Source organism: Azoarcus taiwanensis, from assembly GCF_012910885.1.
In the GTDB taxonomy this organism is placed as follows: Bacteria; Pseudomonadota; Gammaproteobacteria; order Burkholderiales; family Rhodocyclaceae; genus Azoarcus_F; species Azoarcus_F taiwanensis.
This window is the reverse complement of the sequence record NZ_WTVM01000012.1, coordinates 21,318-46,758: the sequence shown is the minus strand read 5'-3', so window position 1 is coordinate 46,758 and position 25,441 is coordinate 21,318. Positions and strand designations below refer to the sequence as shown.

Below are 25,441 nucleotides of genomic sequence, written 5' to 3'. Positions count from 1 at the left end.
GCTCGACGGGCTCCGCGAGGACAACGTACCCACACCAGCGCCAACATCCGAAGAAGGTCTCGCAGCCGAGGCCGTCGCGCCCGAGGAGCCCTCGCCCGCACCAGGATCGGCAGCGCCGCTGCCCGCCACGACCACCCAGTCCTTGCGCATTGGCGATATCGAACTGTCCAGCGGGCTCTACGATCTGTTCCGCTCGGAAGCGAAGGTCCACCTCGCCTCGCTTGCCGAAGAATGCGACATACTGCTCCGCAATCCGTCCCACCTTCCGGGTGAGCATGCGCAGCGCTCCGCACACACGCTCGCCGGCATCTCGGGAACCGCTCGCATCGGTGCGATGCATACCCTGGCACGAGCGCTCGAACACGCGCTCGAGCGTCTGATCGAACGGCAGACGGTACCGACCATACCCGAAGCTCATCTGCTCGAGCAGAGCGTGGTCACGCTGGACACCATGCTCGGAGAGGCCGAACGCCTTTCGATGCCGCTTCGGGTCACTGAACTCGAGGAACAACTCGACAGTGTCGGCCGCGATGTTGCACCGGAGGAGCTCGAACCCGTTGCCGAGGAAGAGGCAGCATACGAAATCGACGCCGAGCCGGCAGCGGACGCCATAGGAGCAACGACAGCGGCAGCAGCACAGGAGCTTGCGAAACCCGAACCGCCAGCCGTCATCGAGGCGGCTCCAGCACCGGAAGCCGCGCTGGAACCTGCGGCGCCGGTTCACGACGATCTCGATGCTCAGCTGCTGCCAATATTCATCGAGGAAGGCAACGATCTGCTTGCGCAGCTGAACACGACGCTGCGCGAATGGCGCAGCGATCCGGCTCGACCGGAACCTGCCACCGCGACGGCGCGACTGCTTCATACGCTGAAGGGCAGCGCAAGGATGGCGGGCGCGATGCGCCTCGGCGAGCACGTGCACCAACTGGAGTCGCGCCTTGAGAGCGCGCTCAACGCAGGACGCGACACCGAGAGTCTCCTCGAAGAACTTGAATCCGGCCTTGATCTGGCCACCCAGTCCATCGAACGACTGGGCCGTCCCGAGCCCGAGGAGCAGAAACCTGAAACCGCCCAGCCCGCCACGGCAGCTATCGCAGCCGAGATGGAGGGTGCGGAGCCGGGTGGCGCCCTCTCCTCAACGCTCCGCGTACGCGCAGACACCATCGACAACTTCGTGAACCAGGCGGGCGAAATCGGTATTGCACGTACCCGGATCGACGGTGAGCTGCGCACGCTGCGCATGTCGCTGCTGGATCTGACCGAAAACGTCATTCGTCTGCGAAACCAGTTGCGCGAAGTCGAGATTCAGGCCGAGATGCAGATGCAGACGCGTATTGCGCAGGCCGAGTCGACTCATGCAGAGTTCGATCCGCTCGAGATGGACCGTTACACCCGCCTGCAGGAACTCACCCGGATGATGGCCGAGAGCGTCGGCGACGTTACGACGGTGCAGCAAAACCTGTTGCGCAACCTCGACGGTGCCGAGCTGGCACTCAACGGCCAGGCGCGAATGTCGCGGGAACTGCAGCAGGCGCTGATGCAGGTGCGCATGGTGCCGTTCGATAGCCTGGCCGACCGGCTTTACCGGATCGTACGGCAGAGCGCCAAGGAGCTGGGCAAGCGGGTCAACCTCGACTTGCGAGGCGGTCGCATCGAGCTCGACCGCGGCGTACTGGAAACCATTACCGCGCCGCTCGAGCATCTTTTGCGGAACGCGGTGGCACACGGAATCGAACTTCCTGAGCAACGCGTTGCTGCGGGCAAGGCGCCCATCGGCCAGATCACGCTCACGGTTCGCCAGGAAGGCAACGAGATCGCGATCTCGCTGTCGGACGATGGCGCAGGCCTCGACCTCCAGCGAATCGCCGAGAGAGGCAGGGCGCAAGGTTTGCTCGGCGACGACGAAGAGGCAGACGTCCGCCGACTGACCAACCTGATCTTCATGCCGGGCTTTACGACTTCGGCAAGTGTCTCAACCGTAGCAGGCCGCGGTGTCGGCATGGATGTTGTCAAGGCGGAAACCGCCTCGGTCGGGGGGCGAATAGACGTCAGCAGCACGGCTGGTGAAGGAACCGAGTTCCGCATCTTCCTGCCACTGACGCTCGCTGCGACGCAAGCCCTGCTCGTCAGGGTCGGCACCGCCACTTACGCGATACCGTCGGGCATGATTGCGCAGGTCATGGAGCTCAAACCCGACCCGCTCGATCAGGTCATCTCGGACGGTGGCGTGCACTGGCAAGATGCTTTCTACCCGCACACCTACCTGCCGTGGTTGCTCGGCGACCACGCTGCCCGACCCGAGCCACAGCGGTTCGCATGGGTTCTGTTGCTGCGCACCGGGGGCGAGACGCTAGCGGTGCAGGTAGACAGTCTGCGGGGAAACCAGGAAGTCGTCGTCAAGAACGCAGGCCCGCAGGTTGTGCGAATCGTTGGCATTACCGGGGTCACCGTGCTCGGCGATGGGGAAATCGTATTCATCATCAACCCGGTGGCACTGGCCAGCCAGCAGACCGGTCGCACCGAGACGACAGCTGTCGCCGAAGGGCTTCCGGCCCCTGAACCGGTTGCGCACCAGACGACGGTGATGATCGTCGACGATTCGCTGACCGTGCGGAAGATCACCGGCCGACTACTGGAGCGCGAGGGCTATCGGGTCCTTACGGCGAAGGACGGCACGGACGCCCTCGAACAGCTCGTCGAGACGGTACCCGACGTCATCCTGTCGGATATCGAGATGCCGCGCATGGACGGCTTCGACCTGCTGCGGAATCTGCGTGCCGACGACCATACGCGCGAAGTGCCGGTGATCATGATCACCTCACGCCTCGCGGACAAGCACCGCGAATACGCGATGAGCCTCGGCGCCAGCCACTACCTCGGCAAGCCCTACGACGAAGACGAGTTGCTAGGCATCATCGCCAGCCTGACCGGAACCGCGCACTAGCGCGCACGCCAGCAGGCTGCCGGACTCCAGTCTTCAGGCCTTCGTGATCTCGAAGCGCGCGAGCGTGCGTTCGCGCGCCCGCGCGTGATCGACAACCGGGGCGGGGTAATCCTTGCCGATCTCAACGCGACACGCCCTCTGGTCCGCCGGACTCATCTTCCATGGCGCGTGAATGAAACGATCCGGCACACGCGCCAGCTCCGGCAGGTAGCGACGAATGAAGCGTCCTGCCGGATCGAAGCGTTCGGATTGTGTCACCGGATTGAAGATGCGGAACCAGGGCTGGGCGTCACAACCGGTGGAGGCAGCCCATTGCCATCCGCCGTTGTTGGCGGCCAGATCATAATCGATCAGCCACTGCGCGAAATGCCGTTCCCCCAGGCGCCAGTCGATGCCGAGGTCCTTGGTCAGGAACGACGCGGTAACCATGCGCAGGCGGTTGTGCATGTAGCCCGCCGTGTGCAGCTGCCGCATCGCGGCATCGACCAGCGGGTAGCCGGTGCGCGCCTCAGTCCACGCGGCGAACAGTTCGGGCGCATCGTCCCAGCACACCGCATCGAACTCGCTGCGGAAGTTCTCGCTCACGACCTTCGGCTGGTGCCACAGAATCATGTGATAGAAGTCGCGCCAGACCAATTCGTTCAGCCAGCACTGCGCGCCGGCGCTACCCCGGGTCCAGGCCCAGGCGGCCAGTTCGCGCAGCGAAACCGTCCCGAAACGAAGGTGGGCCGATAGATAGGATACGCCACGCCGCGCCGGATAGTCGCGCGCCTCCTTATAGGCGTCGATTCGCATCTGGAAGTCTTCGAAGAGCACCCGCCCGCCGCGCATGCCCACTGCCAACCCGATCCGTTCAAGATCGGTGGGCTCGAAGCCGAGCTCCGCGAGATCGGGAATGCGCTCACCTGCAGGTTTTGGCGCGAGCGATCCCGCATGCGGCGCCACGTTGTACGACTGCAGCTCGCCCGGATCGAGGCGCTTCATCCAGGCATTGCGGTAGGGCGTGAACACGCTGAACGGTCTACCTGCCTGCGTCAGCACCTCGTCACGCTCGAAGATCACGACATCCTTGAAATCCTCGAACATAACCCCCTTCGCCTGCAGACGCTCGCTGACCAGCCGATCACGCGCGATTGCATAGGGTTCGTAGTCGCGGTTGGTCAGCACCGCATCGACGCCGAGCGACGAGGCCAGCCGTGGCACTTCCTCGTCCGCCCGTCCGTGGCGAACGATCACCCCACTACCCTCCCCGCCCGCGCCGCGCGCCAACGCGTCCAGCCCGGCATCCAGCTCGACCAAGGCGTGGCGGATGAAGTCGACCCGCCGGTCGTCACGCCGTGGAAGCGCATCGAGAATCTCCGTATCGAAGACGAAGGCACAGAAGACGCGATCGAAACGACGCAGTGCATGATGCAGGGCGGCGTGATCGAAACAGCGCAGGTCGCGCCGGAACCAGACCAGGGCAGCTGACATGAAGGACTTCCTCGAGTAACGCAGAGCTTGGGGTGAAATCACTATCGCAATGGCTGCGGCGCCGACGCGAGGGTGATTGCGCCCGGGATAGATGCAAGACTGGAGCACAGGTTCCTGCTCAACCCGTCCTGCGAAAGCGTAAAATACCCGCATGAGCGAAATCACGGCCAATCTCACGCATCACTTCCTGATCGCCATGCCTGCCATGGCAGATCCCAATTTCGCACGCACACTGACCTATATCGCTGAACACAATGATCAGGGCGCGCTCGGCGTCATCGTGAACCGGCCGATCGACATGACTCTCGCCAAACTCTACGAGCGTGTGGAACTACCGCTCGAGGTCGAGCACTTCGAAGCGCAGCCGGTCTATTTCGGTGGCCCCGTGCAGACCGACCGTGGCTTCGTGCTGCATCACCCGGTCGGCGACTGGCACTCCACGCTCAAGGTGAACGAGGACATCGGGCTGACCAGTTCGCGTGACGTGCTTCAGTCCATGGGTAGCGCGGGTACGCCGGCGCAAGTCATCGTCACACTGGGTTATGCCGGCTGGTCAGCCGGACAGCTCGAGCAGGAGTTGCTGGACAACGCCTGGCTCACCGTGCCGGCCGACCTCGGCATACTGTTCGACCTCCCGCCCGAGGCGCGCCTCGCAGCGGCCATGCAGAAGCTCGGCGTCGATCCGACCAACCTCAGTGAAGTCGCCGGTCATGCCTGACGCGGCGGCAATCGCCATGCCGACCGACGTCCTGACGCTTCCGCCACGCGGTTCGCTGCTCGGGTTCGATTTCGGTCTCGCCCGCACCGGCGTGGCGGTCGGCGAGCTCGAAACGGGACATGCGAGCTCGCTGACCACCATCCATGCCGATGCCAACGACGCCCGGTTCGCTGCCATCCAGAAACTGATCGACGAGTGGCACCCCGTCGCGCTGGTGGTTGGGGTGCCACAGTCGCTCGACGGCGTCGAGCAGGCGATGACCGCCCGCTGCCGCCGCTTCGCCAATCAATTGCGCGGACGCCACCGGCTGCCGGTATTCGAATGCGATGAACGACTCAGCTCGGCGGCTGCCGATGTCGAGCTGCAAAACGCCGGCCAGCGGGACTGGCGCAAGCGCAAACAGTCGGTCGATGCGGTTGCGGCACAACTCATACTCCAACACTTCCTGGACTCGAGGCCATGAAAGATCTTGACGCCGAAGCCCTGTTCCTGAATCTGGTCGAGCAAATGCGCGGCCATGTCGGGCCCGACACTGCACTGGTCGGCATACACACTGGTGGCGTCTGGTTGGCCGAGCGCCTGCACAAGGCGCTCGCGCTGACCCAGCCGCTGGGCAGCATCGATGTCTCCTATTACCGAGACGATTTCGGCACTCGCGCGAAACTCGGCAAAGCGCGGCGCAGTGACATTCCCTTCAACGTCGACGGTGCTCACGTAATCATCATCGACGATGTCCTCTATACGGGCCGAACCACAAGGGCTGCGTTGAACGAGCTGTTCGATTACGGCCGACCGGCGAAAGTCGAACTCGCGGTGCTGGTGGATCGGGGCAGCCGCGAGCTGCCAATTGCACCGCAATACTGCGCGCACTCGCTGCCCGCACCGATGCCCGCAAGCCAGATTCTCGAACTCGAAACCGACGACAACGGCCAACTCACGCTGAGACTGATCGATGCGTAACCCACAGCTCACCAAGAACGGCGAACTCCAGCACCTGCTCACACTCGACGGCTTGCCGCGTGAAATCCTCACCGCCATCCTCGATACCGCCGAGCCATTCACCGAGGTCGCCGAGCGGGAGGTCAAGAAGCTTCCGATCCTGCGCGGCAAGAGCATCTTCAACCTGTTCTTCGAAAACTCGACGCGCACACGCACCACCTTCGAGATCGCAGCCAAGCGTCTCTCGGCGGATGTCGTGAACCTCAACGTGTCGACCAGTTCCACCTCCAAGGGTGAGAGCCTGCTCGACACGGTCGACAACCTCTGCGCGATGCAGGCCGACATGTTTGTCGTCCGCCATGCAGCCAGCGGCGCGCCTTTCCTGATCACTCAACATCTTGCGGCCAACGGTCGCAACGACATTCACGTGATCAACGCCGGCGACGGCCGCCATGCGCACCCCACGCAGGGCCTGCTCGACATGTACACCATCCGTCACTACAAGCAGGACTTCACACAGCTCACGGTGGCGGTAGTCGGCGACGTGCTGCACTCCCGAGTGGCGCGCTCGCAGATCAGCGCCCTGACCACACTCGGCGTACCCGAGGTGCGCGTGATCGCACCCAAGACGCTTCTGCCGGCGGAGGTGGAGAAGCTCGGCGTGCGGGTGTTCCACGACATGCGCGAGGGATTGCGCGACGTCGACGTGGTCATGATGCTCCGCCTGCAGAATGAGCGCATGAGCGGTGCGCTGCTGCCAACGCCTCAGGAGTTCTACAAGGTCTGGGGCCTGACCGCCGAGAAGCTCGCGCTGGCCAAGTCCGACGCCATCGTCATGCACCCGGGGCCGATGAACCGGGGCGTGGAGATCGACTCCGCAGTCGCCGACGGCGCTCAGGCAGTCATCCTGCCGCAGGTCACTTTCGGCATTGCAGTGCGCATGGCAGTCATGAGCATGCTCGCGGCCTGACCAGAATCGAACGGATCGAACACATGAACATCACGATCAGCAACGGGCGCGTCATCGACCCGGCCAACGGCATCGACGCGGTACAGGACCTCTTCGTCAGCGGCGGCAAGATCGTCGCCCTCGGCACACCGCCCGAAGGCTTCGACGCCGACCGCATCATCGACGCGAGCGGCCTGGTGGTCAGCCCCGGTCTCATCGACCTGGCAGCGCGCCTGCGCGAGCCCGGCTTCGAATACCGCGCGACGCTCGAGTCCGAAATGGACGCAGCGATGGCCGGCGGCGTCACCAGCCTGGCAATCCCCCCCGACACCGATCCGGTGCTCGACGAACCCGGTCTCGTCGAGATGCTCTGCCACCGCGCCAAGAAGCTCAATCGCGCCCACGTCTACCCGGTTGGCGCACTGACCATCGGACTAAAGGGCGAGCGCCTGTCCGAAATGGCCGAGCTGGTCGACTCCGGCTGCGTGGCCTTCAGTCAGTCCAATGTTCCAATCGTCGACAACGCCGTCCTGTGGCGCGCAATGCAATACGCCGCGACCTTCGACTTCAGAGTCTGGCTGCAACCGATCGCACCGTTTCTGTCACGCGGCGGATTCGCTCACGATGGCGAGGTTGCGAGTCGTCTCGGCCTGGCCGGCATCCCGGTCGCCGCCGAAACCGTGGCCTTGTTCACCTATCTGCAGCTCGCCCGCCAGACCGGTGCCCGCCTGCACGTTACCCGCCTGTCCAGTGCCGAGGGTCTCAAGCTGATCGACCAGGCCCGCGCCGAAGGCATGGACGTCACCTGCGACGTCTCGATCAACCATCTGCACCTTTGCGATCTCGACATCGGTTACTTCAATTCGCACTGCCACCTGGTGCCGCCCCTGCGCAGCCAGCGCGACCGTGAGGCGCTGTGCCAGGGCCTGATCGACGGCCGCATCAACGCACTGTGTTCCGACCACACCCCGGTCGACGACGATGGCAAGCTCACCCCGTTCAGCGAGTCGGAACCCGGCGCCACCGGGCTCGAGCTTCTGCTGCCGCTGACGCTCAAGTGGGCCGAACTCTCGGGTGTCGGCCTATCCACAGCCCTTGCCAGGGTCACCTCGGATGCGGGGCGCATCGTCGGTATCACCAAGGCGGGCCACCTAAGCCCCGGGGCACGCGCGGACATCTGCATTTTCGACCCGGAAGCCGAACGGCGAATCACCCGAGACAGCCTGCGCAGCCAGGGAAAGAACACCCCGTTCCTCGGCATCGAACTGCCCGGTCGGGTGAATTACACCCTGGTGGAGGGCAAGGTCATGTACGAGGCGGTGCTGAGCGCGCCCTGAAGCACCGGCGCGCGTCAGCCAGAAACACCCCCCGCGCGCGCCCGCTCCTCTTCCTGCAGACGCAGCACACGGCGCTGAACCTTGCCGGTGGTAGTCATTGGCAAGGCGTCGATGAACTCGATCTCCTTGGGATACTCGTAAGGGGCCAGCTGACCACGAACATGCAGCTGCAAGGCCTCTACCAGCGCTGCGCCCGCCTCGTAGCCCGCGGCGAGCACTACGTAGGCCTTCACCACGGCACCCCGATCGGGATCGGGTTTGGGCACCACCGCAGCATTCGCCACCGCGGGATGCCCCACCAGGCAGTTCTCGACCTCTGAAGGGCCGATGCGGTATCCCGCGGCCTTGAACATGTCGTCCGAACGCCCCTTGTACCAGAGGTAGCCGCCCTCATCGCATATCGCGAGATCGCCGGTACGGCACCAGTCACCCGAGAACTTGCGTTCGGTGGCGGCCGGGTTGTTCCAGTAGCCGAGAAAGAACACCGGGTCGGGATCGCCGTGGCGGTCGCGCCTGTTCACCGCCACCTCACCGAGTTCACCCGGCGGCAGCGGTTCACCCCAGTCGTCGATGACCGCGACACGGTGCCCCGGGTAGGGTCGCCCCATCGACCCGGCACGTGCCGGCCAGTCCTCGCAACTGTTGCCGACGATGTAGTTGATCTCGGTCTGGCCGAACATCTCGTTCACCGTCACCCCCAGTGCCTTGTCACACCAGGCGAATACGGTATCGCCCACCGCTTCGCCGGCACTCATGATCGCCCGCAACCTGAGCTCGTATTGTCCTCTCGGCGATGGCACCGCCTTCATCATCGCCTTGAGCGCGGTTGGGAACAGGAAAGTATTGGTCACACCGTGGCGCGCCATCAGTTCGAACGCCTTTTCCGGCGAGAACCGGCCACGATAGCCCACCAGCACCTGTCCGAAATAAAGCGTCGGGAGCATCGCGTCCATCAGGCCGCCGGTCCACGCCCAGTCAGCCGGCGACCAGAACACGTCGCCCGGCCGGGGAAATCCGTTCTGGCTCGCGACGAAGCCGGGAATGTTGCCGAGCAGGGCTTGTTGAGGCATGAGCGCGCCTTTCGGCGGACCGGTGGTGCCGCTGGTGTAGATCAGCACCGCTGGATCGGTCGGAAGCGTGTCGGCGACCGGATTGCCGTCGCGCTCCGATGCCAGCAGATCCTGCCATGCGTGCTCGGCAGGCGCAGCCGCTCGTCCGCCGACGACAACCGTCGCGGCGAGCGCTGGGCACTGACTACTGACCGCAGCAAGCGCATCGCGCACCTCGGCATCCACGATGGCGACACGGGCGCCACTGTCGACAAGGCGATACACCAGCGCCTCCGGGCCGAAAAGCATCGAAAGAGGCATCGCCACCGCGCCAAGACGGTAGACAGCGAAATGTGCGACGACGGTCTCCAGACACTGAGGCAGTACGATTGCGACGCGATCGCCACGCTCGACGCCGAGCTGCCGCAAACCTGCTGCGAGACGTTCGACCGCGTCCGCGAGCTCGGCATAGGTATGCCGGCCGACGTTCCCGGCTTCGTCTTCGATCACGAGCGCAGGGCGCGAAGGATCCGCGGCCCAACGCTCGCAGCAAACCGTGTGAATATTGAAGCGCGGCGGCACTTCCCAGCGCCATGCAGCATGCAAGGTCTCGTAGCGATCGATCTCGTTCATGTCCCCTCCCCCGCCTCGTGGCGTTTGTGGAGCAGAGGCTAGCATGGCCAACCCACGCTGCGACATCGGGGCAAACTCGGATCTGACCGCGGTAAGCGCTCAGCCTTTTGCGAGCAAACGGGCCTCAACGTCCTCCGGAGCACCATCAAGGCTCAGGCGCTTCCGGCGTGAACTATGGCCAGCCACGATCTCGACGGCACGCAGCGACACCCCGAGGCGTTTGGCGACGAATGCGCACAGCGCTGCATTCGCCTTGCCATCGACCGGCGGCGCCGCAAGCCGGATGCGCAGGCAGCCGTCGTACTCGCCGACCACTTCGGTGCGTTTGGCGCCAGGTTGCACATGCACGGCAAGTCGGACAACACCGCCCCCGTCATCGACCAGCCACGGCGGCGGCTTGCCGCTCATCAGGCCCCGGCGAACAACAAGGGCATGAAACTGCCACGCAAGCCGCCAACCACGATGAGCAGGATCTGCAGAAACAACAGAAAGACCAGCGGGGAAAGGTCGATATTCGCAATCAGCGGCAGGACCCGTCGGATCGGGCGCAGGAACGGATCGGCCAACCCACGGAACAGGGGCGCCATAGGCGAATGCGGACTCACCCACGACAGGAGGGCCGACACCAGAATGATCGCAAACAGCAGATAGATCGCCATTCGCATCAGCTCGATCAGGCCAAGCCCCCACAACCCGAGCAGCAGACTGCCCGGGCCGGTATCGAAACTCGCGCCGCGCAGCGACAATTCGATGAAGACGTGCGCCGTCTGGAACGCCCACGCCGGCAACAGGCTCGCAAGATCGAGCCCGAACAGACCGGGTATCGCACGACGTAGCGGGCGCACGATCCAGTCGGTGGTCGTGACGACGAACTGCCCGATCTGGTTGCGAAAAGACACCCGCTGCCACTGCATGAAGAACCGCGCGAGAAGCAACAGCGTGATGAAGCCGAAAGCGAAATTGAGCAGCAGCAGAACGATATTGCCAAGCATGGCGAACTCCTCGTAGTCGGTCAGTCTCGCCCGAGGGCATCGCCGAGTTCGCGGCCACGTGCCTCGGCCGCCGCAATCGCGCGCACGATGGCTTCGAAGACCCCGGATTGCGCCATGCTCGCCAGCGCGGCCTCGGTAGTTCCCCCCTTCGACGTCACTCGCTCGCGCAACACGCCGGGCGGTTCATCGGAAGCAGCGGCGAGTCGGGCCGAGCCGAGCATCGTGTCGATCGCCAGTCGGCGTGCGGTAGCCTCGTCAAAGCCAAGCGAGCGACCACCCGCTTCGAGCGCCTCGATGAAGTGGAAAACATACGCCGGACCACTGCCCGAGACCGCAGTCACCGCATCGATCAACGGCTCATGCTCGACCCATACAACCGAGCCAACCGCCTTCATGATCGACTCCGCAGCGTCACGCCCGCGTGCATCCACCGACGGGTCGGCATACAGACCAGACACGCCCGCCCCAATCAGCGCCGGGGTGTTCGGCATGCAACGGACCAACCGACGGTAACCACCCAGCCAGCGGGCGAGATCATCCAGACGCAGTCCGGCAGCGATGCTCACCACCAGCTGGCCTGACAACTTTCCCGACAGTGGCGCGATCGCCTCCCTCATCTGCTGCGGCTTCACCGACAGCACAAGCAGGTCGCAGTCGACGAAAGCCTCGTCGATCGCGGTGACCGCGCGCACGCCGAAGCGCTCGGCCAGTCGCGCACAACTCTCCGGCAGCAAATCGACTGCCTGTATCGCCGACGCATCGGCACCTCGATCGATCAGGCCGCCAATCAGGGCGCTGGCCATGTTGCCACCGCCGAGGAAACTGATTCTCACCTTGTTCATTCGCCCTGTGCTCCGCTGTTGTTGCGTGCGCCGAAAATCGCACTACCCACTCTTATCATCGTACTGCCCTCGGCGATCGCTAGCTCCAGATCATCCGACATCCCCATCGACAAGGTATCCAGTGTCAGGCCACCGCGCACCAGTTCGTCGCGCAGCTCACGCAACATCGCAAAACGCGCCCGCTGGCGCACCGGGTCATCCACCGGCTCGGGGATGCACATCAGCCCGCGCAGTCGCAGCCCGGGCAGACGTGCCACCGCCTGCGCCAGCTCCAAGCAATGCGCCGGCTCGATGCCGCTCTTGCTCTGCTCGCCACTGACATTGACCTGCACGCACACCTGCAACGGCGGGCGGGCTTCGCCTCGCTGATCGGACAGGCGCTGGGCGATCTTCAACCGCTCGATCGAGTGCACCCAGTCGAAGTGTTCGGCAACCAGCCGTGTCTTGTTGCTCTGCAAGGGGCCGATGAAATGCCACTCGAGTTCCGGCAGTGCCACATCGGCGATCTTGGCCACGCCTTCCTGAACATAGTTTTCCCCGAAAACCCGCTGGCCCGCGGCCGCGGCCTCCCTCACGCACTGCGCTGGCCAGGTTTTGCTGACCGCCATGAGCACGGCATCGTCCGGCGCGCGTCCGGAATCATGCAGAGCACGTGCCAGGCGTGACTTTACGGCTTGCAAGTTGGCCTGTATTGATGTCATATAGTGTCAGACGGGGTGACGAACCAGACGGACCGGTATGGTAACGCGCCGGCACCCGCCATGGACAGCCACCCACCCTTTCCCAGAGTCTGGCGAGACCTCATGGACATTACCGAACTACTCGCGTTTTCCGTCAAGAACAAGGCCTCCGATCTTCATCTTTCTTCCGGCCTTCCACCCATGATCCGGGTCCACGGCGATGTCAGGCGCATCAACTTGCCGCCGATGGAGCACAAGGACGTACACGGCATGGTGTACGACATCATGAACGACTCGCAGCGCAAGCAGTTCGAGGAGGTTCTCGAATGCGATTTCTCGTTCGAGATTCCCAACCTTGCCCGCTTTCGCGTCAATGCGTTCAACCAGAACCGTGGCGCCTCGGCAGTGTTCCGGACCATTCCCTCAAAGGTGCTGACGCTCGAAGAGCTCAACGCACCGAAGATCTTCAAGGAGATCTCCGAGCAGCCACGCGGCATCGTTCTGGTCACCGGTCCGACCGGCTCGGGCAAGTCCACCACGCTTGCGGCGATGGTCGACTACATCAACGAGAACCAGTACTCGCACATCCTCACCATCGAGGATCCGATCGAATTCGTCCACACTTCAAAGCGCTGCCTGATCAACCAGCGAGAGGTGCATCGCGACACGTTGTCGTTCAACAATGCACTTCGCTCCGCCTTGCGCGAAGACCCGGACGTGATTCTGGTCGGCGAGATGCGCGACCTCGAGACCATTCGTCTCGCACTGACCGGTGCGGAAACCGGTCACCTCGTGTTCGGCACGCTTCACACCTCGTCAGCGGCCAAGACGATCGACCGTATCATCGACGTCTTCCCGGCCGAAGAGAAGGACATGGTACGAGCCATGTTGTCGGAGTCACTTCGTGCAGTCATCGCCCAGACACTGCTGAAGACCAAGGACGGTGCCGGACGGGTGGCAGCGCACGAGATCATGATCGGCACCCCGGCAATCCGCAACCTGATCCGTGAAAACAAGGTCGCGCAGATGTACTCGGCGATTCAGACCGGCCAGCAACTGGGGATGCAGACTCTCGACCAGTGCCTCGCCGACCTCGTCAGGCGCAACGTCGTCTCGGCGAGCGAGGCGCGCATGCGCGCGCAGAACAAGGACAATTTCATCGGTTGATACCGACGGCACCGACTCGGACGGATTCTGTGGTGAGCCACTCCACCGCCCGTTCCGTCGGCACACGACCGCTCCGCTGGAGATAGCAAATGGAACGCGACCAGGCTCTCAAGTTCATGCACGATCTGCTCAGGCTGATGGTGCAGAAGAACGGTTCGGACCTTTTCATCAGTTCGGGCTTCCCGCCCGCAATCAAGATCGACGGCAAGATCGTGCCGCAGTCCAACCAGGTGCTCACGCCAGCGCATACTGCCGATCTCGCGCGCGCGGTCATGAACGATCGCCAGGCCGCCGAGTTCGAGTCGACCAAGGAGTGCAACTTCGCCATCTCCCCTGCCGGCATCGGCCGCTTTCGCGCCAATGCCTACATTCAGCAGGGACGGGTGGGTCTCGTCCTGCGCACGATCCCGCAACGAATCCCCAGCTTCGACGAACTCGGCCTGCCTGCAGTGCTCAAGGACATTGCGATGACCAAGCGCGGCCTGGTGATCTTCGTCGGCGGCACTGGCACCGGCAAGACGACCTCGCTTGCTGCGATGGTCGACTTCCGCAATGAGCACTCGCACGGTCACATCATCACCGTCGAAGACCCGATCGAGTTCGTCCATCAACACAAGAACTGCATCGTCACCCAGCGCGAGATCGGCATCGACACCGACGGCTGGGAGATCGCGCTCAAGAACACCCTGCGACAAGCCCCCGACGTCATCCTGATGGGCGAAATCCGCGACCGCGAGACCATGGACTATGCAATCGCCTTCGCCGAAACCGGCCACCTCTGTCTTGCCACCTTGCACGCCAACAGCACCAACCAGGCGCTCGACCGGATCATCAACTTCTTCCCCGAAGAGCGACGTCAACAACTGCTGATGGACTTGTCGCTGAACGTGCGTGCGATGATCTCGCAGCGTCTCATGCCGCTCAAGGACCGCAAGGGGCGAGTACCGGCGGTCGAGGTCATGCTCAACTCGCCATTGATCTCCGACCTGATCTTCAAGGGCGAGGTCCCGGGCATCAAGGAAGTCATGAAACGCTCGACCGAGCTCGGCATGCAGACCTTCGACCAGAGTCTGTTCCAGCTCTACGAAGACGAGCTCATCAGCTACGAGGACGCCCTGCGCAACGCAGATTCAGTGAACGACCTGCGCCTGCAGATCAAGCTGCACAGCCGCCACGGCGAGAAGGACTTCGCCGCCGGCACCGAGAACCTGGACATCGTCTGATCGACATCCGGGCTGCGCGCGCGCAGCCCGGATCACATCGCTCAGTCCGACTCTCCTGCGGGCTTGCGCATGCTGCCTGCGAACATCCGGAACTCGTAAAGCCGGCACTCCAGCGCGCCATTGAAAAGCGGGGTGCGCCTGCTGGCCTTGAGCCCAATGCGCTTGGGCAACATGGTATCCGCTGTGAGGAGGTAGCAACGCCAGCCCGCCCAGTTGCGCTTGAGCGCGTCACCCCACCCGGGGTAGGCCTCGGCCAGCGCTTCCGCCTCGCCGATCCGCACACCGTATGGCGGGTTTGTCACCAGCACGCCCTCGCCTGCCGGCGCAGTGAGGTCGAGAAAATCGGAGCGCTGCAACTGCACGCACTCTGCAAGACCGGCAGCCTCCAGGTTCACCCTTGCCCGTCGCAACTGATCGCCGACAATGTCGGCACCGTGAATCGGCAGCTCGACCACCGGCTTGCGACGCTTTTCGGCCTGTGTTCGCAGCTTCGCCCAGACGGCACGGTCGAACAGGCGAAGGCGTTCGAAAGCAAAGCGCCGGCCAAGACCAGGCGCCACATCGAGGGCAATTTGCGCCGCCTCGATGAGAAAGGTCCCGCTACCGCACATCGGGTCAACCAGGGCTTCGTCCGGCTGCCATCCGGTCAGACGCAGAATGCCGGCTGCGAGGTTCTCCTTGAGCGGGGCCTCCACCGCAGCCTGCTTGAACCCGCGCTTGTAAAGCGGCTCTCCCGAGGTGTCTATGTATAGCGCAACCGAGTCGCGAGTCAGAAAGGCATGAATGCGCACCGCGGGATTCGCGGTATCGACGCTCGGGCGCTTTCCAATAACCGTCCGGAAGTGGTCGCACACCGCATCCTTGATGCGCAAGGTGATGAACTCGAGACTCTTCAGCGCAGACTGACGCGCAGTGACATGAATCCGGATCGTGTCGTCGGCAGTGAACCATTTGGCCCAGGTGACGCCGTAGGCAAGCCGATAAATATCTTCTTCGGCCCGGTAGCGCCCTTGCGCAACCCGCCACAACACCCGCGTCGCGATACGGCTTTCGAGATTGGCGCGATAGCAGTCAGTCCAGTCGCCGGAAAAGCCGACACCACCATGCGTCGGTTCCAGCTCGCGCACCCCGAGCGCCGTGAGCTCCTCGACCAGCGCGGGCTCGAGCCCCCGCGGACAGGGGGCGAAAAAAAACTCGCTCATCACGCTGGCCCCTTGTTCAGAAAGGCTTCAGCACGGTGAGGAATACCACCGCAATGAGCACCACGACCGGAACCTCGTTGAACACCCGGTACCACACATGGCTGCGGGTATTGCGGCCAGCGGCGAAGTCACGCATCAGCTTGCCACAGTAAAGGTGATAGGCGATCAGAAAGATCACCAGCGTGGTCTTGACGTGAAGCCAGCCCCCGGCGAAACCGTAGCCCAGCCAGAGCCACAGACCCAGACTTACCGCGAGAATGCCGATCGGCGTCACGAAACCGTAGAGCTTTCGTTCCATCATCGCCAACCGCTCCTTGGTTGCGGTGTCCTCGACCATCGCATGATTGACGAAAATGCGGGGCAGGTAGAACAGTCCAGCGAACCAGCTCACGACGAGGATGATGTGCAGGGCCTTGACGGTCAGCATCGGGTGAAATCTCCTTCTTGACTTGACTCGAGGGCAGCTGCAAGTCCCTCTTTGACGGTGGGGTAACGCAGTGTCACGCGGAACTCGCGCAGAATACGTTCGCCGCGCAGGCGGCGTGATTCGGACATGAAGGACAGCGCCATCGGCGACAAGGCGCTCTTGAGCTCCACGCGCGTCAGTCGGGGCGGCCGTTCCATGCCGAACAAGTCCGCAGCGAAATCAAAGTAGTCGCCCATCTTCATATCGCTCGCATCGACCGCATTATAGGCCCGGCACGGCCGTCCCCTGAACAGCGCGAGGCAGGCGAGCCTGGCGAGGTCGTCGGCATGGATATGGTTGGTATGGACATCCTCCTCCGGACGCAAGACCGGATCGCCCCGCTCAAGCCGTGCCACCGGGAGCCGGTTGCCGGCATATATGCCAGGGGCGCGCAGGATGCTGACCGTGGGACCGCCCGTACGATTCAAGCGACGCAACCTACGCTCGGCATCCACCCGACGACGCGCCCGCGCGGTACCTGCGCGACATGGCCAGGTTTCGTCCACCCAAGCCCCGCCGCAGTCGCCGTAAACCCCTGTCGTGCTTATGTATACGATGCGCTGTGGTAGACTCCGCCGAGTCGCGAGCGCGGCGGTGAGTGCGGCCGTGCGGCGGTCTGTGGCGCCATGCGCGGGGGGCGGGGCGAAATGAAGCACCAGGTCCGCGATGCCTGCCAACCGACGCAGGCTGCGGCGATCGTCGAGATCGCCTCGAATCGCTCGCGCCCCGAGCGCGCGAAGCGCCTGCGCCCGCTCGGGATCACGCACCAGGGCGACAACCCTGAACCGTTTAACCAGCCAGGGCAGCGCGCGCTCAGCCACATCGCCGCTTCCCACGATCAGAACGTTTTTCATCGACGGATTATCTCACGGCCCATGCAGTTCCAGATTTCCACCCAACCCGGCGGGCAGCACTTCGAAGCCGATGCCACCCAGACCGTGCTCGAGGCCGCGCTCGCCGCAGGCCTGCTCTTCCCCTACGGTTGTCGTGACGGCGCCTGCGGCGCGTGCAAGGCACAGGTTCTCAGCGGCTCGGTGGAACCCGGCAAGATTTCGGATGGCGCGCTGAGCGAGGACGAGCGAGCCCAGGGTTACGCGCTATTGTGTCAGGCGCACCCAAGATCCGACCTGGTGCTGAACGTGCGCACGCTCGGGCGGATCGGCGACATTGCTGCGCGCAAGATGCCAAGCCGCCTCATCTCGCTCGAGAAGGTCGCCTCCGACGTCATGGTGTTGCGACTCAAGCTGCCTGCCAGCGAACAGTTCAGGTTCCGTGCCGGCCAATACATCGATTTCCTGCTTGCAGACGGCAAGCGGCGCAGTTTCTCGATCGCGAATGCGCCTCATCAAGAGGGAGAACTGGAGTTGCATGTCCGCAGGGTTGGGGGTGGCCTTTTCACCGACCATGTGTTCGAATCGATGAAACCCCGCGACATCCTTCGCATCGAGGGACCGCTCGGTACCTTCTTCCTGCGGGAGGACAGCGGCCGGCCGATCGTGCTCGTCGCCGGCGGCACCGGCTTCGCGCCGATGAAAGGCATCATCGAGCACGCCATCGCAACCGGCCTTTCGCGCCCAATGACGCTTTACTGGGGGGCGCGCAACCGCGAAGGACTGTACATGGACGCGCTGGCCCAGAGCTGGACTGAAAAACTGGCCGGCTTCAAGTATGTTCCGGTGCTCTCCGAGCCCACCGAGGACGATGCCTGGACCGGTCGCTGCGGACTCGTTCACCACGCCGTGATGCAAGACCTGCCCGATCTTTCCGGTCACGAGGTCTATGCCTGCGGCGCACCGGCCATGATAGATGCGGCGCGATCGGACTTCGTCACACAATGCGGCCTGTCCGATGACGCCTTCTTCGCCGACGTCTTCACCTACTCGACATGAGCGCCCGACACCCATGAGCCAGCCGGTCATCTTCACCCGCGAACCCGTCGTCAACAAGAAGCGGGCAATCACCGCCAATCGCCTCATCGCACACGGCCCGAACATCGGCGCGGTGGTCGAAGCCCTGAACGGCTTGCACGAAGTCTGGCCCACTCATCATCCGGTCTTCATCTCCCTCGCACGGCTGGTGCCCACGGTCGAATTGCTAGATTGGCAAGTGGCCGACAACGCGATGATCGAGATTCCCGCACAGGCGTTGGCCCGGCCTCAAACGCTTGATTTACTGCCACTGCTGCGTGACAACGGCATCAGCACCTGCCTCAGCTGGTTCAAACCCGGCACCGAGTTGCCGCTGGACGCAGATTGGCGCTTCGTGCTGATGGACGCGCGCAAACTGCAGATACCTGCCGGCTCGCCCGGCATCCCGCTCGCCTGGGGCCTCGACAGTGTCGATGCTTTCCAGCGTGCAGTCGGCAACGGCTACGAAGGCGCCTCGGGCTGGTTCTTCCTGCAAGGCAACCCGGAACCCAAGGCTTTGTCGCCTGGGCACGCACAGCTGGTGCGACTGATCAGCCTGGTGCGCAACAATGCAGACATTTCCGACATCGAAGCACTGCTCAAGCAGGATGTCGCGATCTCCTACAAGCTGCTGCGCTACATCAACTCGGCTGGCTTTGGCCTGATGTGCGAGATCCAGTCATTCCGGCACGCGGTCACCATACTGGGCTACAGCAACCTCAACAAATGGCTGTCCTTGTTGCTGGTCACCGCAAGCCGTGATCCGGCTGCGCAGGCGATGATGCAGACTTCGATCGCTCGCGGTCGCTTCATGGAACAGCTCGGCGCAGCCTTCTTTCCCAAGTCCGAAATCGACAATCTTTTCATCACCGGCGCCTTCTCGCTGCTACCGAACCTGCTCGGCACATCGATGCAGACGGTGCTTGATGAAATGAGCCTTCCGGAGAGCGTCGCCGACGCCTTGCTCCACGAAGAAGGCGAGTTCTCGCCATTCCTGAGACTCGCTAAAGCGACGGAGAGCTTCGATCCCGGGGCTCTGCTCAAACAGATCGAAGAACTGCAGCTCGATGCCGCCAAGGTGAACCACGCATTGCTCGCTTCGCTTTCATTCGCCGACAGCCTCCAGGCCTGACGTCAAGCCCATGGACGCCTTCGACGGTCCTCGCGGGCGCGAATATTTCACACTCGGACCCAACTCGATCTTCGCAAACCCCTTGGTGCGCGCAATCGGTCACGCTCGCGCCGCATCCAGTCTGCCTAAAATCGGTCCTCGTATTCCGAACCGTGCAGCAATACTGGAGAGCGCCTTGTTCGACCCCCGGGGGCCGATTCGTTTCGCAACACCACCCGAACAGTTTCAGACACTGTTCGGGCTTCTCGACGCGCCGACGCCCGACTGGGACCGCATGGCCGCCGAGATCGTGCGCACACCCGGTTTGCTTCACAGGCTTCTCTGCGCCCTCCCCCTCGAGGGCGAGCGACTCGCTGCCAACCTGGCCGACGAGGCATCGGAACGCCTCCGCCGCCTCGGCCCTGAACTCATGCAGGTCTGGCTGCTCACCGAGATTGACCGTTGCTGCAGTCATGCCGATCAGGCGCGGGAATGCCACTCACGGGCGCTCGAGGTTGCCGAAAGGGCACGTCAGCTTGCCTACGAGCGAGCGTATGACTACCCGGATGAAGCCTATCTCTCGGGCCTCTGGCATGTATTGCCGGAACTGCTTCTGCCACCCGACCGTCCCTCGGGGCAAATGAGTCCGGCGCAACGAGCGGAAACATTGGCCGCGCTGGCTTCGGGTTGTGGCGTCGCCGCCCCTTTGGTCGACGCTTATCTGTTCTGCGAAGCGATGGCCGAGCAGCGCGAGGGCGCGCATCCGCTTGTCGGCCTGCTATGGGAGGCCCTGGCCGACCGTGGAGTGCCGAATGCGGCGGCAGATCGTCCCGATGCGACACCCGGGGGCGGAAGCGAGGCCATGCCTGCCGAATCCGGCATCGAATCATCGCAAACCACACCCACCTCCGACCTCCCGTCCGCACCGCAAGCCGGACCGCTCGCGAAGACAACCACCCGCAGCAACACCCTGCAATTCTCCGCGCTGCGCGGCTGGATCCGGGTCGCATTCCGCGGCTTATCGCACGGTGCTCTCGATGAACGATTCACGATTGCCTTGCGCCTGCTGTGTCACGCGGGCACTCCGCTCATCATCTACGCCGACGAGAACGATCACCTGCGCATGCTGGAACTCGGCGGTCGGCCGGCCCTGCGGGAATACTTCGACGAACTCGATCAGCACGTCGATCACGAAACAAGCATCATCGCGCTCGCGCTCCGCAACAGCACGCCAACCTCACGGTTCGAACTGCGCGGACGCCCCGGGCGCGCAGTCAGTGACTGGCACGTCGCCCGCTGGTTGCAGCGTGACGGTATCGTGTGTGTGCCTTTACGACTCGAGTCCCACCGGGCGGTCGCCGTCATCGGCAGCGACTCCCAGACCGACACCGGCTCCGACATCTGCCGCCTGTGCATCGAGCTTGCTTCGGAGGCCGCCAACGCCTGCCTTGAACTCCAGCATCAAGCTCGGCTTCAGGCCCGCATTCGCGCAGAACTCCAACAACGGTTCGAGCAGCATGCACGCAAGATCGTGCATGAAGCGAACAACCCGCTGACGGTGCTGAAAAGTTACCTATCTGTCATGCCTGAACGTCACCCCGAGGCTGGTACGCTCAATGATGAAGTCAGGCTACTGCAGGACGAACTCGATCGTCTGGGCGCCTTGCTGCGGCAGATCGGACAACCCGCACTGGAAGTCAACGAGGCACCTCGTTGCGACGTCACCCAACTCGTGCGCGACATGCAGGCACTGTACGCCGAATCCCTCTTCGGTCGACGAGGCATCCACTTCGAGCTCCGCTCCAGCGGTGCCGTGACGCTGGCCGCGATGCCCGAATCGGTGCTCAAACAGGTCATGATCAACCTGTGGCGCAATGCCGCCGAGGCGCTTCAACCAGGCAAACGGTTCTCGGTGGTTCTGCCCGGTTTCGTTCTGGTTAATGGCATTCGCTGCATCGAGATTCGCGTCATAGATAATGGCCCAGGGCTTCCGGCCGAACGGTTTGATCAGTTGCTCACTCCGGCCACCAGCGGCAAAGGCGGCACGCACCAAGGGCTGGGCCTGTCCATCGTCGGCGAGCTACTGGGCAAATGGAACGCCTCCATGCTTTGTCGTAGTCACCCCGGTTCGGGTACCAGCTTTCAATTACTTGTACCTGCGGTGGAATCAAGTTAAATTACGCGAGGTTTGCATTACCCCAGATCGGCATTGGGTCTCGAGGGAGCATGGTCATACCTGGCGAAAAGCCTTTCTACCAACCGCAGACCGACACGGAACCGAATCCGGAGACCATCTCCCGAATTCTAGTCGTCGACGACGACGTGGCGCTGCGAAGAAGTGTCCCGCACATCCTGGTCCAGGAAGGGCGCAGCTTCGACCTCTGCGGCAGTGTGGCAGAGGCTATCGAGTTTCTGAGCGTCAAACCCTACGACCTCATCCTGCTCGACTACAGACTACCTGACGGCACAGGTCTCGCCGTGCTTGACTGGCTGGGCAGCGCAGACCGGGAAGAAGCGGTCATCATGATCAGCGGCGAGGACGCAATCGACGCTGCAATCGGTGCGCTGCGCCGCGGCGCGGATGACTTCGTGCGCAAGCCCTACCATGTCGCGCAGCTCCAGCGCGCAGTCCAGAGTGCGCTTCACAAGACCGCGCTCGAGCGCGCGAACCGGGTCATGAGCGAGAAGCTGCGAGCCTCGGAACGTCTGCACCGGTATCTCGTCGAGAGCTCGCCCGATCTCATCTTCACGCTCGATGCCGAAGGTCGTTTCAGCTACATCAATCCCCGCATCGAAGACCTGCTCGGACATGAGCGCAGGCAGCTCATCCGCCGCCCCTTCGTCTCGCTCATCATGCCGGAAGACGTCGAGCGGGTGCACAATCTGCTGAAGACGCAGCAGAGCGGGCGTACGCCAGGCTTCAGCCAGGAGTTGCGGCTGCGCCGCGCGCAGTCAGGGAACATGCCCGGCCATATTACCGTCTCACTCCAGGGCATCCCGATGCGTAACCGGGATGATCCGGCTGGACGGTATGTAGGTCTCTACGGCGTCGCACGCGACATCTCCGAACGCAAACGTGCTGAAGAGATCATCAGCTTTCAGGCGTACCACGACCAGCTTACCCGCCTGCCGAACCGGATCCTGTTCAGGGACCGGCTAGAACTGGCGATTGCCCAGGCCCAACGCAAGAACGGCACGCTCGCAGTGATGTTCATCGATGTGGACCGCTTCAAGCTCGTCAACGACACCTATGGCCATGCGTCCGGAGACAGTCTGCTCCGCGGAATCGCATCGCGCCTTTCGTCGAGTCTGCGACGGGGCGACACGCTGGCACGACTCGGGGGCGACGAATTCACCGTATTGCTGCCAGATATTGCAGACGCGGAAGACGCCGAGATCATCGCGCGCAAGATTCTCTGGGCGCTGGAGGAGCCCTTCCAGCTCGACCATGGCGAGTTCCGGGCAACAGCAAGCGTCGGCATCGCGCTCTATCCACGGGACGGGGAGAGCGCCGAGGCTTTGACCCAGCACGCCGATCTGGCCATGTATCAGGTCAAGCGCTGCGGCAAGAACAACTTCCGCTTCTTCGCTCCGGAGCTCAACGCCCATCACCAGGAACGAATCGAGATAGAGAACGACCTCCGTAGCGCCCTCGACAGGAATCAGTTCGAGCTCTACTACCAACCGCAGATCAGCCTGTCGCGCCAGCGCGTGGTGGGGGTCGAGGCGCTGTTGCGCTGGAACCATCCGGACAAAGGCGTAGTGGGGCCGGACACCTTCATTCCGGTCGCCGAAGAGGTCGGCATGATCGGCGACATCAGCCGTTGGGTGCTGGAGACCGCGTGTCAGCAACTCGCCGACTGGCGAGCAGCCGGTTTCGACGAGCTCAAGATGTCCCTGAATCTGGCACCGCACGATTTCGATCGCGAGAACATCGTGGAGATGGTCACGAACTGCATCGGGCACTACCGCATACCCGCGAGCAAGCTCGAGCTTGAAATCACCGAAAGCATGATGATGCAGGACACTGTCGGCGTCGCAGCAAAAGTGAGGGAACTTCGTCAGGCCGGAATCGGTGTGGCAATCGACGACTTCGGCACCGGCTACTCTGCCCTAGCGTATCTGCAGAAACTACCGGTCAGCGTATTGAAAATCGATCGCAGCTTTGTTCGCGATCTTGACGGCTTGATGACCAACCCCATCATTTCCGCAATCACCGGCATCGCCAAGGGCTTCGGCATGCAGATCATCGCCGAGGGCGTGGAACATGCCCAACAAGCTCGAACACTGCGCGCCCTGGGATGCGACGTCATGCAGGGTTTCTTCTTCGGCTGCCCACTCAAAGCGGACGAAGCGCTGTCGTTGATCGGCTCGACGCCAAGAGCAGTCTGAGTGGCTACTCTGCCCCCGACAACTCGTCGCGGGTTTGAATCAAAGAAAAAGCCGGTGTCACCACCGGCTTTATCGTGCGAAACACCGCAACGATTACTTGAAGCTCAGCACCCATTCAGCGAGCGTGACTGCCTCTTCGTCGCTCACCTGCGGGTTGGGCGGCATCGGAACCGGGCCATACACACCGGAACCACCCTTCTGGATCTTCTCGGCCAGATAGGCGACCGCGTTTTCCTCACCGCCGCGCTTTTCGGCGACTGCCTGGTAGGACGGACCGACCAGCTGGCGGTCAACCGCATGACAGGCCATGCAGTTCTTGGCCGCAGCCAGTTCCTGCGACGCAAATGCGGGAGCGACGGTGAGTACGCCGAGAGCCACGGCGGCGGTGACGAATACTTTCATGTTCTTCCTCTCGATGGTGGTTGTGAAAAAGGAATACGAGGGTTCTCGCAGACACTGATACAAAGCGGAGCGTATTGTACAACGTCGCTCCGGCCTCACAGGGCTACACGAGGAAAACGCAGACCACAGCCTGCGAGTTGACACGAAACGCTGCGCGTCATTGTCGAACCTCGAAAATGTTGCCTGGCGCCTCGAAATACCCATCGCTTCGGAAAGGATTGATGTCCAATCCCCCTCTACGAGTATAGCGCGCCCAAACGGCAAGGTGACTCGGCCGGCAACGCTCGCGGATGTCGCAGAAGATACGCTCGACGCACTGCTCATGGAACTCGTCATGATTGCGAAACGAGACCACGTATCTCAATAGACCGGCCGGGTCGATGCGCGCCCCCTGGTAGCGCACGACAACCGTGCCCCAGTCCGGTTGTCCGGTAACGAGGCAGTTCGACTTCAGCAAGTGCGAGTAGAGGGTCTCCGTGACCTCGCCACCCCCATTCTCGAGTACGAGCAGGCCAGGCTCCGGTCGATACGAATCGATATCGATGTCCAGCGTGTCGAGCAGCACGCCCTCTGGCACACCGAAATGACGCTGCGGCTCATCCGACAACGAACGCAGTTCGACCCCCACCGTGCTTCCGGCAGCGACAGACAGGTCCCGTGCGATCAGTTCGCAAACCTCCGCGACACTCGCGAAGCGGCTCTGGTTGAAAGAGTTGAGATAGAGCTTGAGCGACTTGGACTCGATCAGGCACGGTGAGTCGGCCGGTACCGCAAACTCACCGAGGGCGACCACCGGTTTGCCACGAGGATTCAGCCACGAAATCTCGTAAGCGTTCCAGAGATCGACACCGACGAAAGGCAGCGTGTCGGCGCGCACGCCGAGTTCGTCGCGCTTGATCTGGCGGGAAATCGGAAACAGCAACTGCGGTGCGTACTCGTTGCGGTAACTGACCGGCTTGCCCAGCGGCGAAGCTTCCGGATGCAGGGCGTCGATGTTTTGCGTCTGGCTCATGGC

The 25,441-nt window shown here is 63.0% G+C and carries 23 protein-coding genes; 12 read left to right on the top strand and 11 right to left on the bottom strand.

Annotated elements, in window-relative coordinates; all coding sequences use genetic code 11:
• Window positions 1–2,944: hybrid sensor histidine kinase/response regulator (locus tag GPA21_RS03505; protein ID WP_168986827.1), on the top strand; the 2,944-nt coding region annotated here is incomplete at its 5' end.
• Between the two features lie 33 nt (window positions 2,945–2,977).
• Here GPA21_RS03505 and GPA21_RS03500 read toward each other — a convergent pair.
• The gene (locus GPA21_RS03500) at window positions 2,978–4,417 is read right to left on the bottom strand and encodes a cryptochrome/photolyase family protein (protein ID WP_168986826.1); all 1,440 of its coding nucleotides are present in this window, start codon (window positions 4,415–4,417) and stop codon (window positions 2,978–2,980) included.
• Window positions 4,418–4,568: 151 nt separating this feature from the next.
• Between GPA21_RS03500 and GPA21_RS03495 the strand changes: the two genes are divergently transcribed.
• From GPA21_RS03495 to GPA21_RS03475, 5 genes are read left to right on the top strand one after another with little or no spacing between them, the layout of a single operon-like run.
• Window positions 4,569–5,135 (top strand): YqgE/AlgH family protein, encoded by a 567-nt coding sequence (locus GPA21_RS03495; RefSeq protein ID WP_168986825.1) that lies wholly within the window; start codon window positions 4,569–4,571, stop codon window positions 5,133–5,135.
• Window positions 5,128–5,598, top strand: a complete 471-nt coding sequence (gene ruvX / locus GPA21_RS03490) for a Holliday junction resolvase RuvX (protein ID WP_168986824.1) — start codon at window positions 5,128–5,130, stop codon at window positions 5,596–5,598. The genes GPA21_RS03495 and ruvX overlap by 8 nt, the downstream gene beginning before the upstream one ends.
• A complete protein-coding gene (gene pyrR / locus GPA21_RS03485; RefSeq protein ID WP_168986823.1) occupies window positions 5,595–6,095 on the top strand; it encodes a bifunctional pyr operon transcriptional regulator/uracil phosphoribosyltransferase PyrR in 501 nt (166 codons plus the stop codon). Before ruvX ends, pyrR begins: the two co-directional genes overlap by 4 nt.
• Window positions 6,088–7,044, top strand: a complete 957-nt coding sequence (locus GPA21_RS03480) for an aspartate carbamoyltransferase catalytic subunit (protein ID WP_168986822.1) — start codon at window positions 6,088–6,090, stop codon at window positions 7,042–7,044. The genes pyrR and GPA21_RS03480 overlap by 8 nt, the downstream gene beginning before the upstream one ends.
• Window positions 7,045–7,067: 23 nt before the next feature.
• Window positions 7,068–8,360: a dihydroorotase gene (locus GPA21_RS03475; protein ID WP_168986821.1), complete on the top strand. Its 1,293-nt coding sequence runs from the start codon at window positions 7,068–7,070 to the stop codon at window positions 8,358–8,360.
• Between the two features lie 14 nt (window positions 8,361–8,374).
• Here GPA21_RS03475 and GPA21_RS03470 read toward each other — a convergent pair whose 3' ends face one another.
• The 5 genes from GPA21_RS03470 to GPA21_RS03450 form a co-directional block, all read right to left on the bottom strand.
• Window positions 8,375–10,042 (bottom strand): acetate--CoA ligase, encoded by a 1,668-nt coding sequence (locus GPA21_RS03470; protein ID WP_168986820.1) that lies wholly within the window; start codon window positions 10,040–10,042, stop codon window positions 8,375–8,377.
• Between the two features lie 99 nt (window positions 10,043–10,141).
• The gene (locus GPA21_RS03465) at window positions 10,142–10,450 is read right to left on the bottom strand and encodes a DUF167 domain-containing protein (RefSeq protein WP_168986819.1); all 309 of its coding nucleotides are present in this window, start codon (window positions 10,448–10,450) and stop codon (window positions 10,142–10,144) included.
• Window positions 10,450–11,034, bottom strand: a complete 585-nt coding sequence (locus tag GPA21_RS03460; RefSeq protein ID WP_168986818.1) for a YggT family protein — start codon at window positions 11,032–11,034, stop codon at window positions 10,450–10,452. The genes GPA21_RS03465 and GPA21_RS03460 overlap by 1 nt, the downstream gene beginning before the upstream one ends.
• A 20-nt stretch (window positions 11,035–11,054) precedes the next feature.
• A complete protein-coding gene (gene proC / locus GPA21_RS03455; protein ID WP_168986831.1) occupies window positions 11,055–11,867 on the bottom strand; it encodes a pyrroline-5-carboxylate reductase in 813 nt (270 codons plus the stop codon).
• Window positions 11,868–11,872: 5 nt separating this feature from the next.
• On the bottom strand, window positions 11,873–12,577 hold the full coding sequence (locus GPA21_RS03450; RefSeq protein ID WP_168986817.1) for a YggS family pyridoxal phosphate-dependent enzyme: 705 nt from the start codon (window positions 12,575–12,577) through the stop codon (window positions 11,873–11,875).
• 102 nt (window positions 12,578–12,679) lie between these two features.
• On the opposite strand from GPA21_RS03450, the gene GPA21_RS03445 reads away from it, so the two are divergent.
• Window positions 12,680–13,723, top strand: a complete 1,044-nt coding sequence (locus GPA21_RS03445) for a type IV pilus twitching motility protein PilT (protein ID WP_168986816.1) — start codon at window positions 12,680–12,682, stop codon at window positions 13,721–13,723.
• An 89-nt stretch (window positions 13,724–13,812) separates the two neighbouring features.
• The gene (locus tag GPA21_RS03440) at window positions 13,813–14,946 is read left to right on the top strand and encodes a PilT/PilU family type 4a pilus ATPase (RefSeq protein WP_168986815.1); all 1,134 of its coding nucleotides are present in this window, start codon (window positions 13,813–13,815) and stop codon (window positions 14,944–14,946) included.
• A gap of 41 nt (window positions 14,947–14,987) precedes the next feature.
• On the opposite strand, the gene GPA21_RS03435 is transcribed toward GPA21_RS03440, so the two are convergent.
• Genes GPA21_RS03435 through GPA21_RS03425 form a run of 3 tightly spaced genes read right to left on the bottom strand, consistent with a single transcriptional unit; the run spans window position 14,988 to window position 17,468 of the window.
• Window positions 14,988–16,148, bottom strand: coding sequence for a THUMP domain-containing class I SAM-dependent RNA methyltransferase (locus GPA21_RS03435; protein WP_168986814.1), 1,161 nt, complete (start codon window positions 16,146–16,148; stop codon window positions 14,988–14,990).
• Between the two features lie 16 nt (window positions 16,149–16,164).
• Complete coding sequence (locus GPA21_RS03430) at window positions 16,165–16,575, bottom strand: CopD family protein (RefSeq protein ID WP_168986813.1); 411 nt, start codon at window positions 16,573–16,575, stop codon at window positions 16,165–16,167.
• Window positions 16,569–17,468 (bottom strand): NAD(P)H-binding protein, encoded by a 900-nt coding sequence (locus GPA21_RS03425; protein WP_168986812.1) that lies wholly within the window; start codon window positions 17,466–17,468, stop codon window positions 16,569–16,571. Before GPA21_RS03425 ends, GPA21_RS03430 begins: the two co-directional genes overlap by 7 nt.
• Window positions 17,469–17,489: 21 nt before the next feature.
• Here GPA21_RS03425 and GPA21_RS03420 point away from each other — a divergent pair, with 21 nt between their 5' ends.
• The 4 genes from GPA21_RS03420 to GPA21_RS03405 all read left to right on the top strand — a co-directional run bounded on the left by GPA21_RS03420 (window position 17,490) and on the right by GPA21_RS03405 (window position 24,024).
• Window positions 17,490–18,503 carry a CDP-6-deoxy-delta-3,4-glucoseen reductase gene (locus GPA21_RS03420; protein ID WP_168986811.1) on the top strand — a complete coding sequence of 338 codons (1,014 nt, stop codon included), beginning with the start codon at window positions 17,490–17,492 and terminating at the stop codon, window positions 18,501–18,503.
• 13 nt (window positions 18,504–18,516) lie between these two features.
• Complete coding sequence (locus GPA21_RS03415; RefSeq protein ID WP_168986810.1) at window positions 18,517–19,653, top strand: EAL and HDOD domain-containing protein; 1,137 nt, start codon at window positions 18,517–18,519, stop codon at window positions 19,651–19,653.
• 175 nt (window positions 19,654–19,828) lie between these two features.
• Complete coding sequence (locus tag GPA21_RS03410; protein WP_168986809.1) at window positions 19,829–21,808, top strand: sensor histidine kinase; 1,980 nt, start codon at window positions 19,829–19,831, stop codon at window positions 21,806–21,808.
• 50 nt (window positions 21,809–21,858) lie between these two features.
• Window positions 21,859–24,024 (top strand): EAL domain-containing response regulator, encoded by a 2,166-nt coding sequence (locus tag GPA21_RS03405; protein ID WP_168986808.1) that lies wholly within the window; start codon window positions 21,859–21,861, stop codon window positions 24,022–24,024.
• A 93-nt stretch (window positions 24,025–24,117) separates the two neighbouring features.
• On the opposite strand, the gene GPA21_RS03400 is transcribed toward GPA21_RS03405, so the two are convergent.
• Both GPA21_RS03400 and queF read right to left on the bottom strand, forming a co-directional pair.
• Window positions 24,118–24,426: a c-type cytochrome gene (locus GPA21_RS03400; protein ID WP_168986807.1), complete on the bottom strand. Its 309-nt coding sequence runs from the start codon at window positions 24,424–24,426 to the stop codon at window positions 24,118–24,120.
• 157 nt (window positions 24,427–24,583) lie between these two features.
• Complete coding sequence (gene queF, locus GPA21_RS03395) at window positions 24,584–25,438, bottom strand: NADPH-dependent 7-cyano-7-deazaguanine reductase QueF (RefSeq protein ID WP_168986806.1); 855 nt, start codon at window positions 25,436–25,438, stop codon at window positions 24,584–24,586.
• Between the last annotated feature and the right edge of the window lie 3 nt (window positions 25,439–25,441).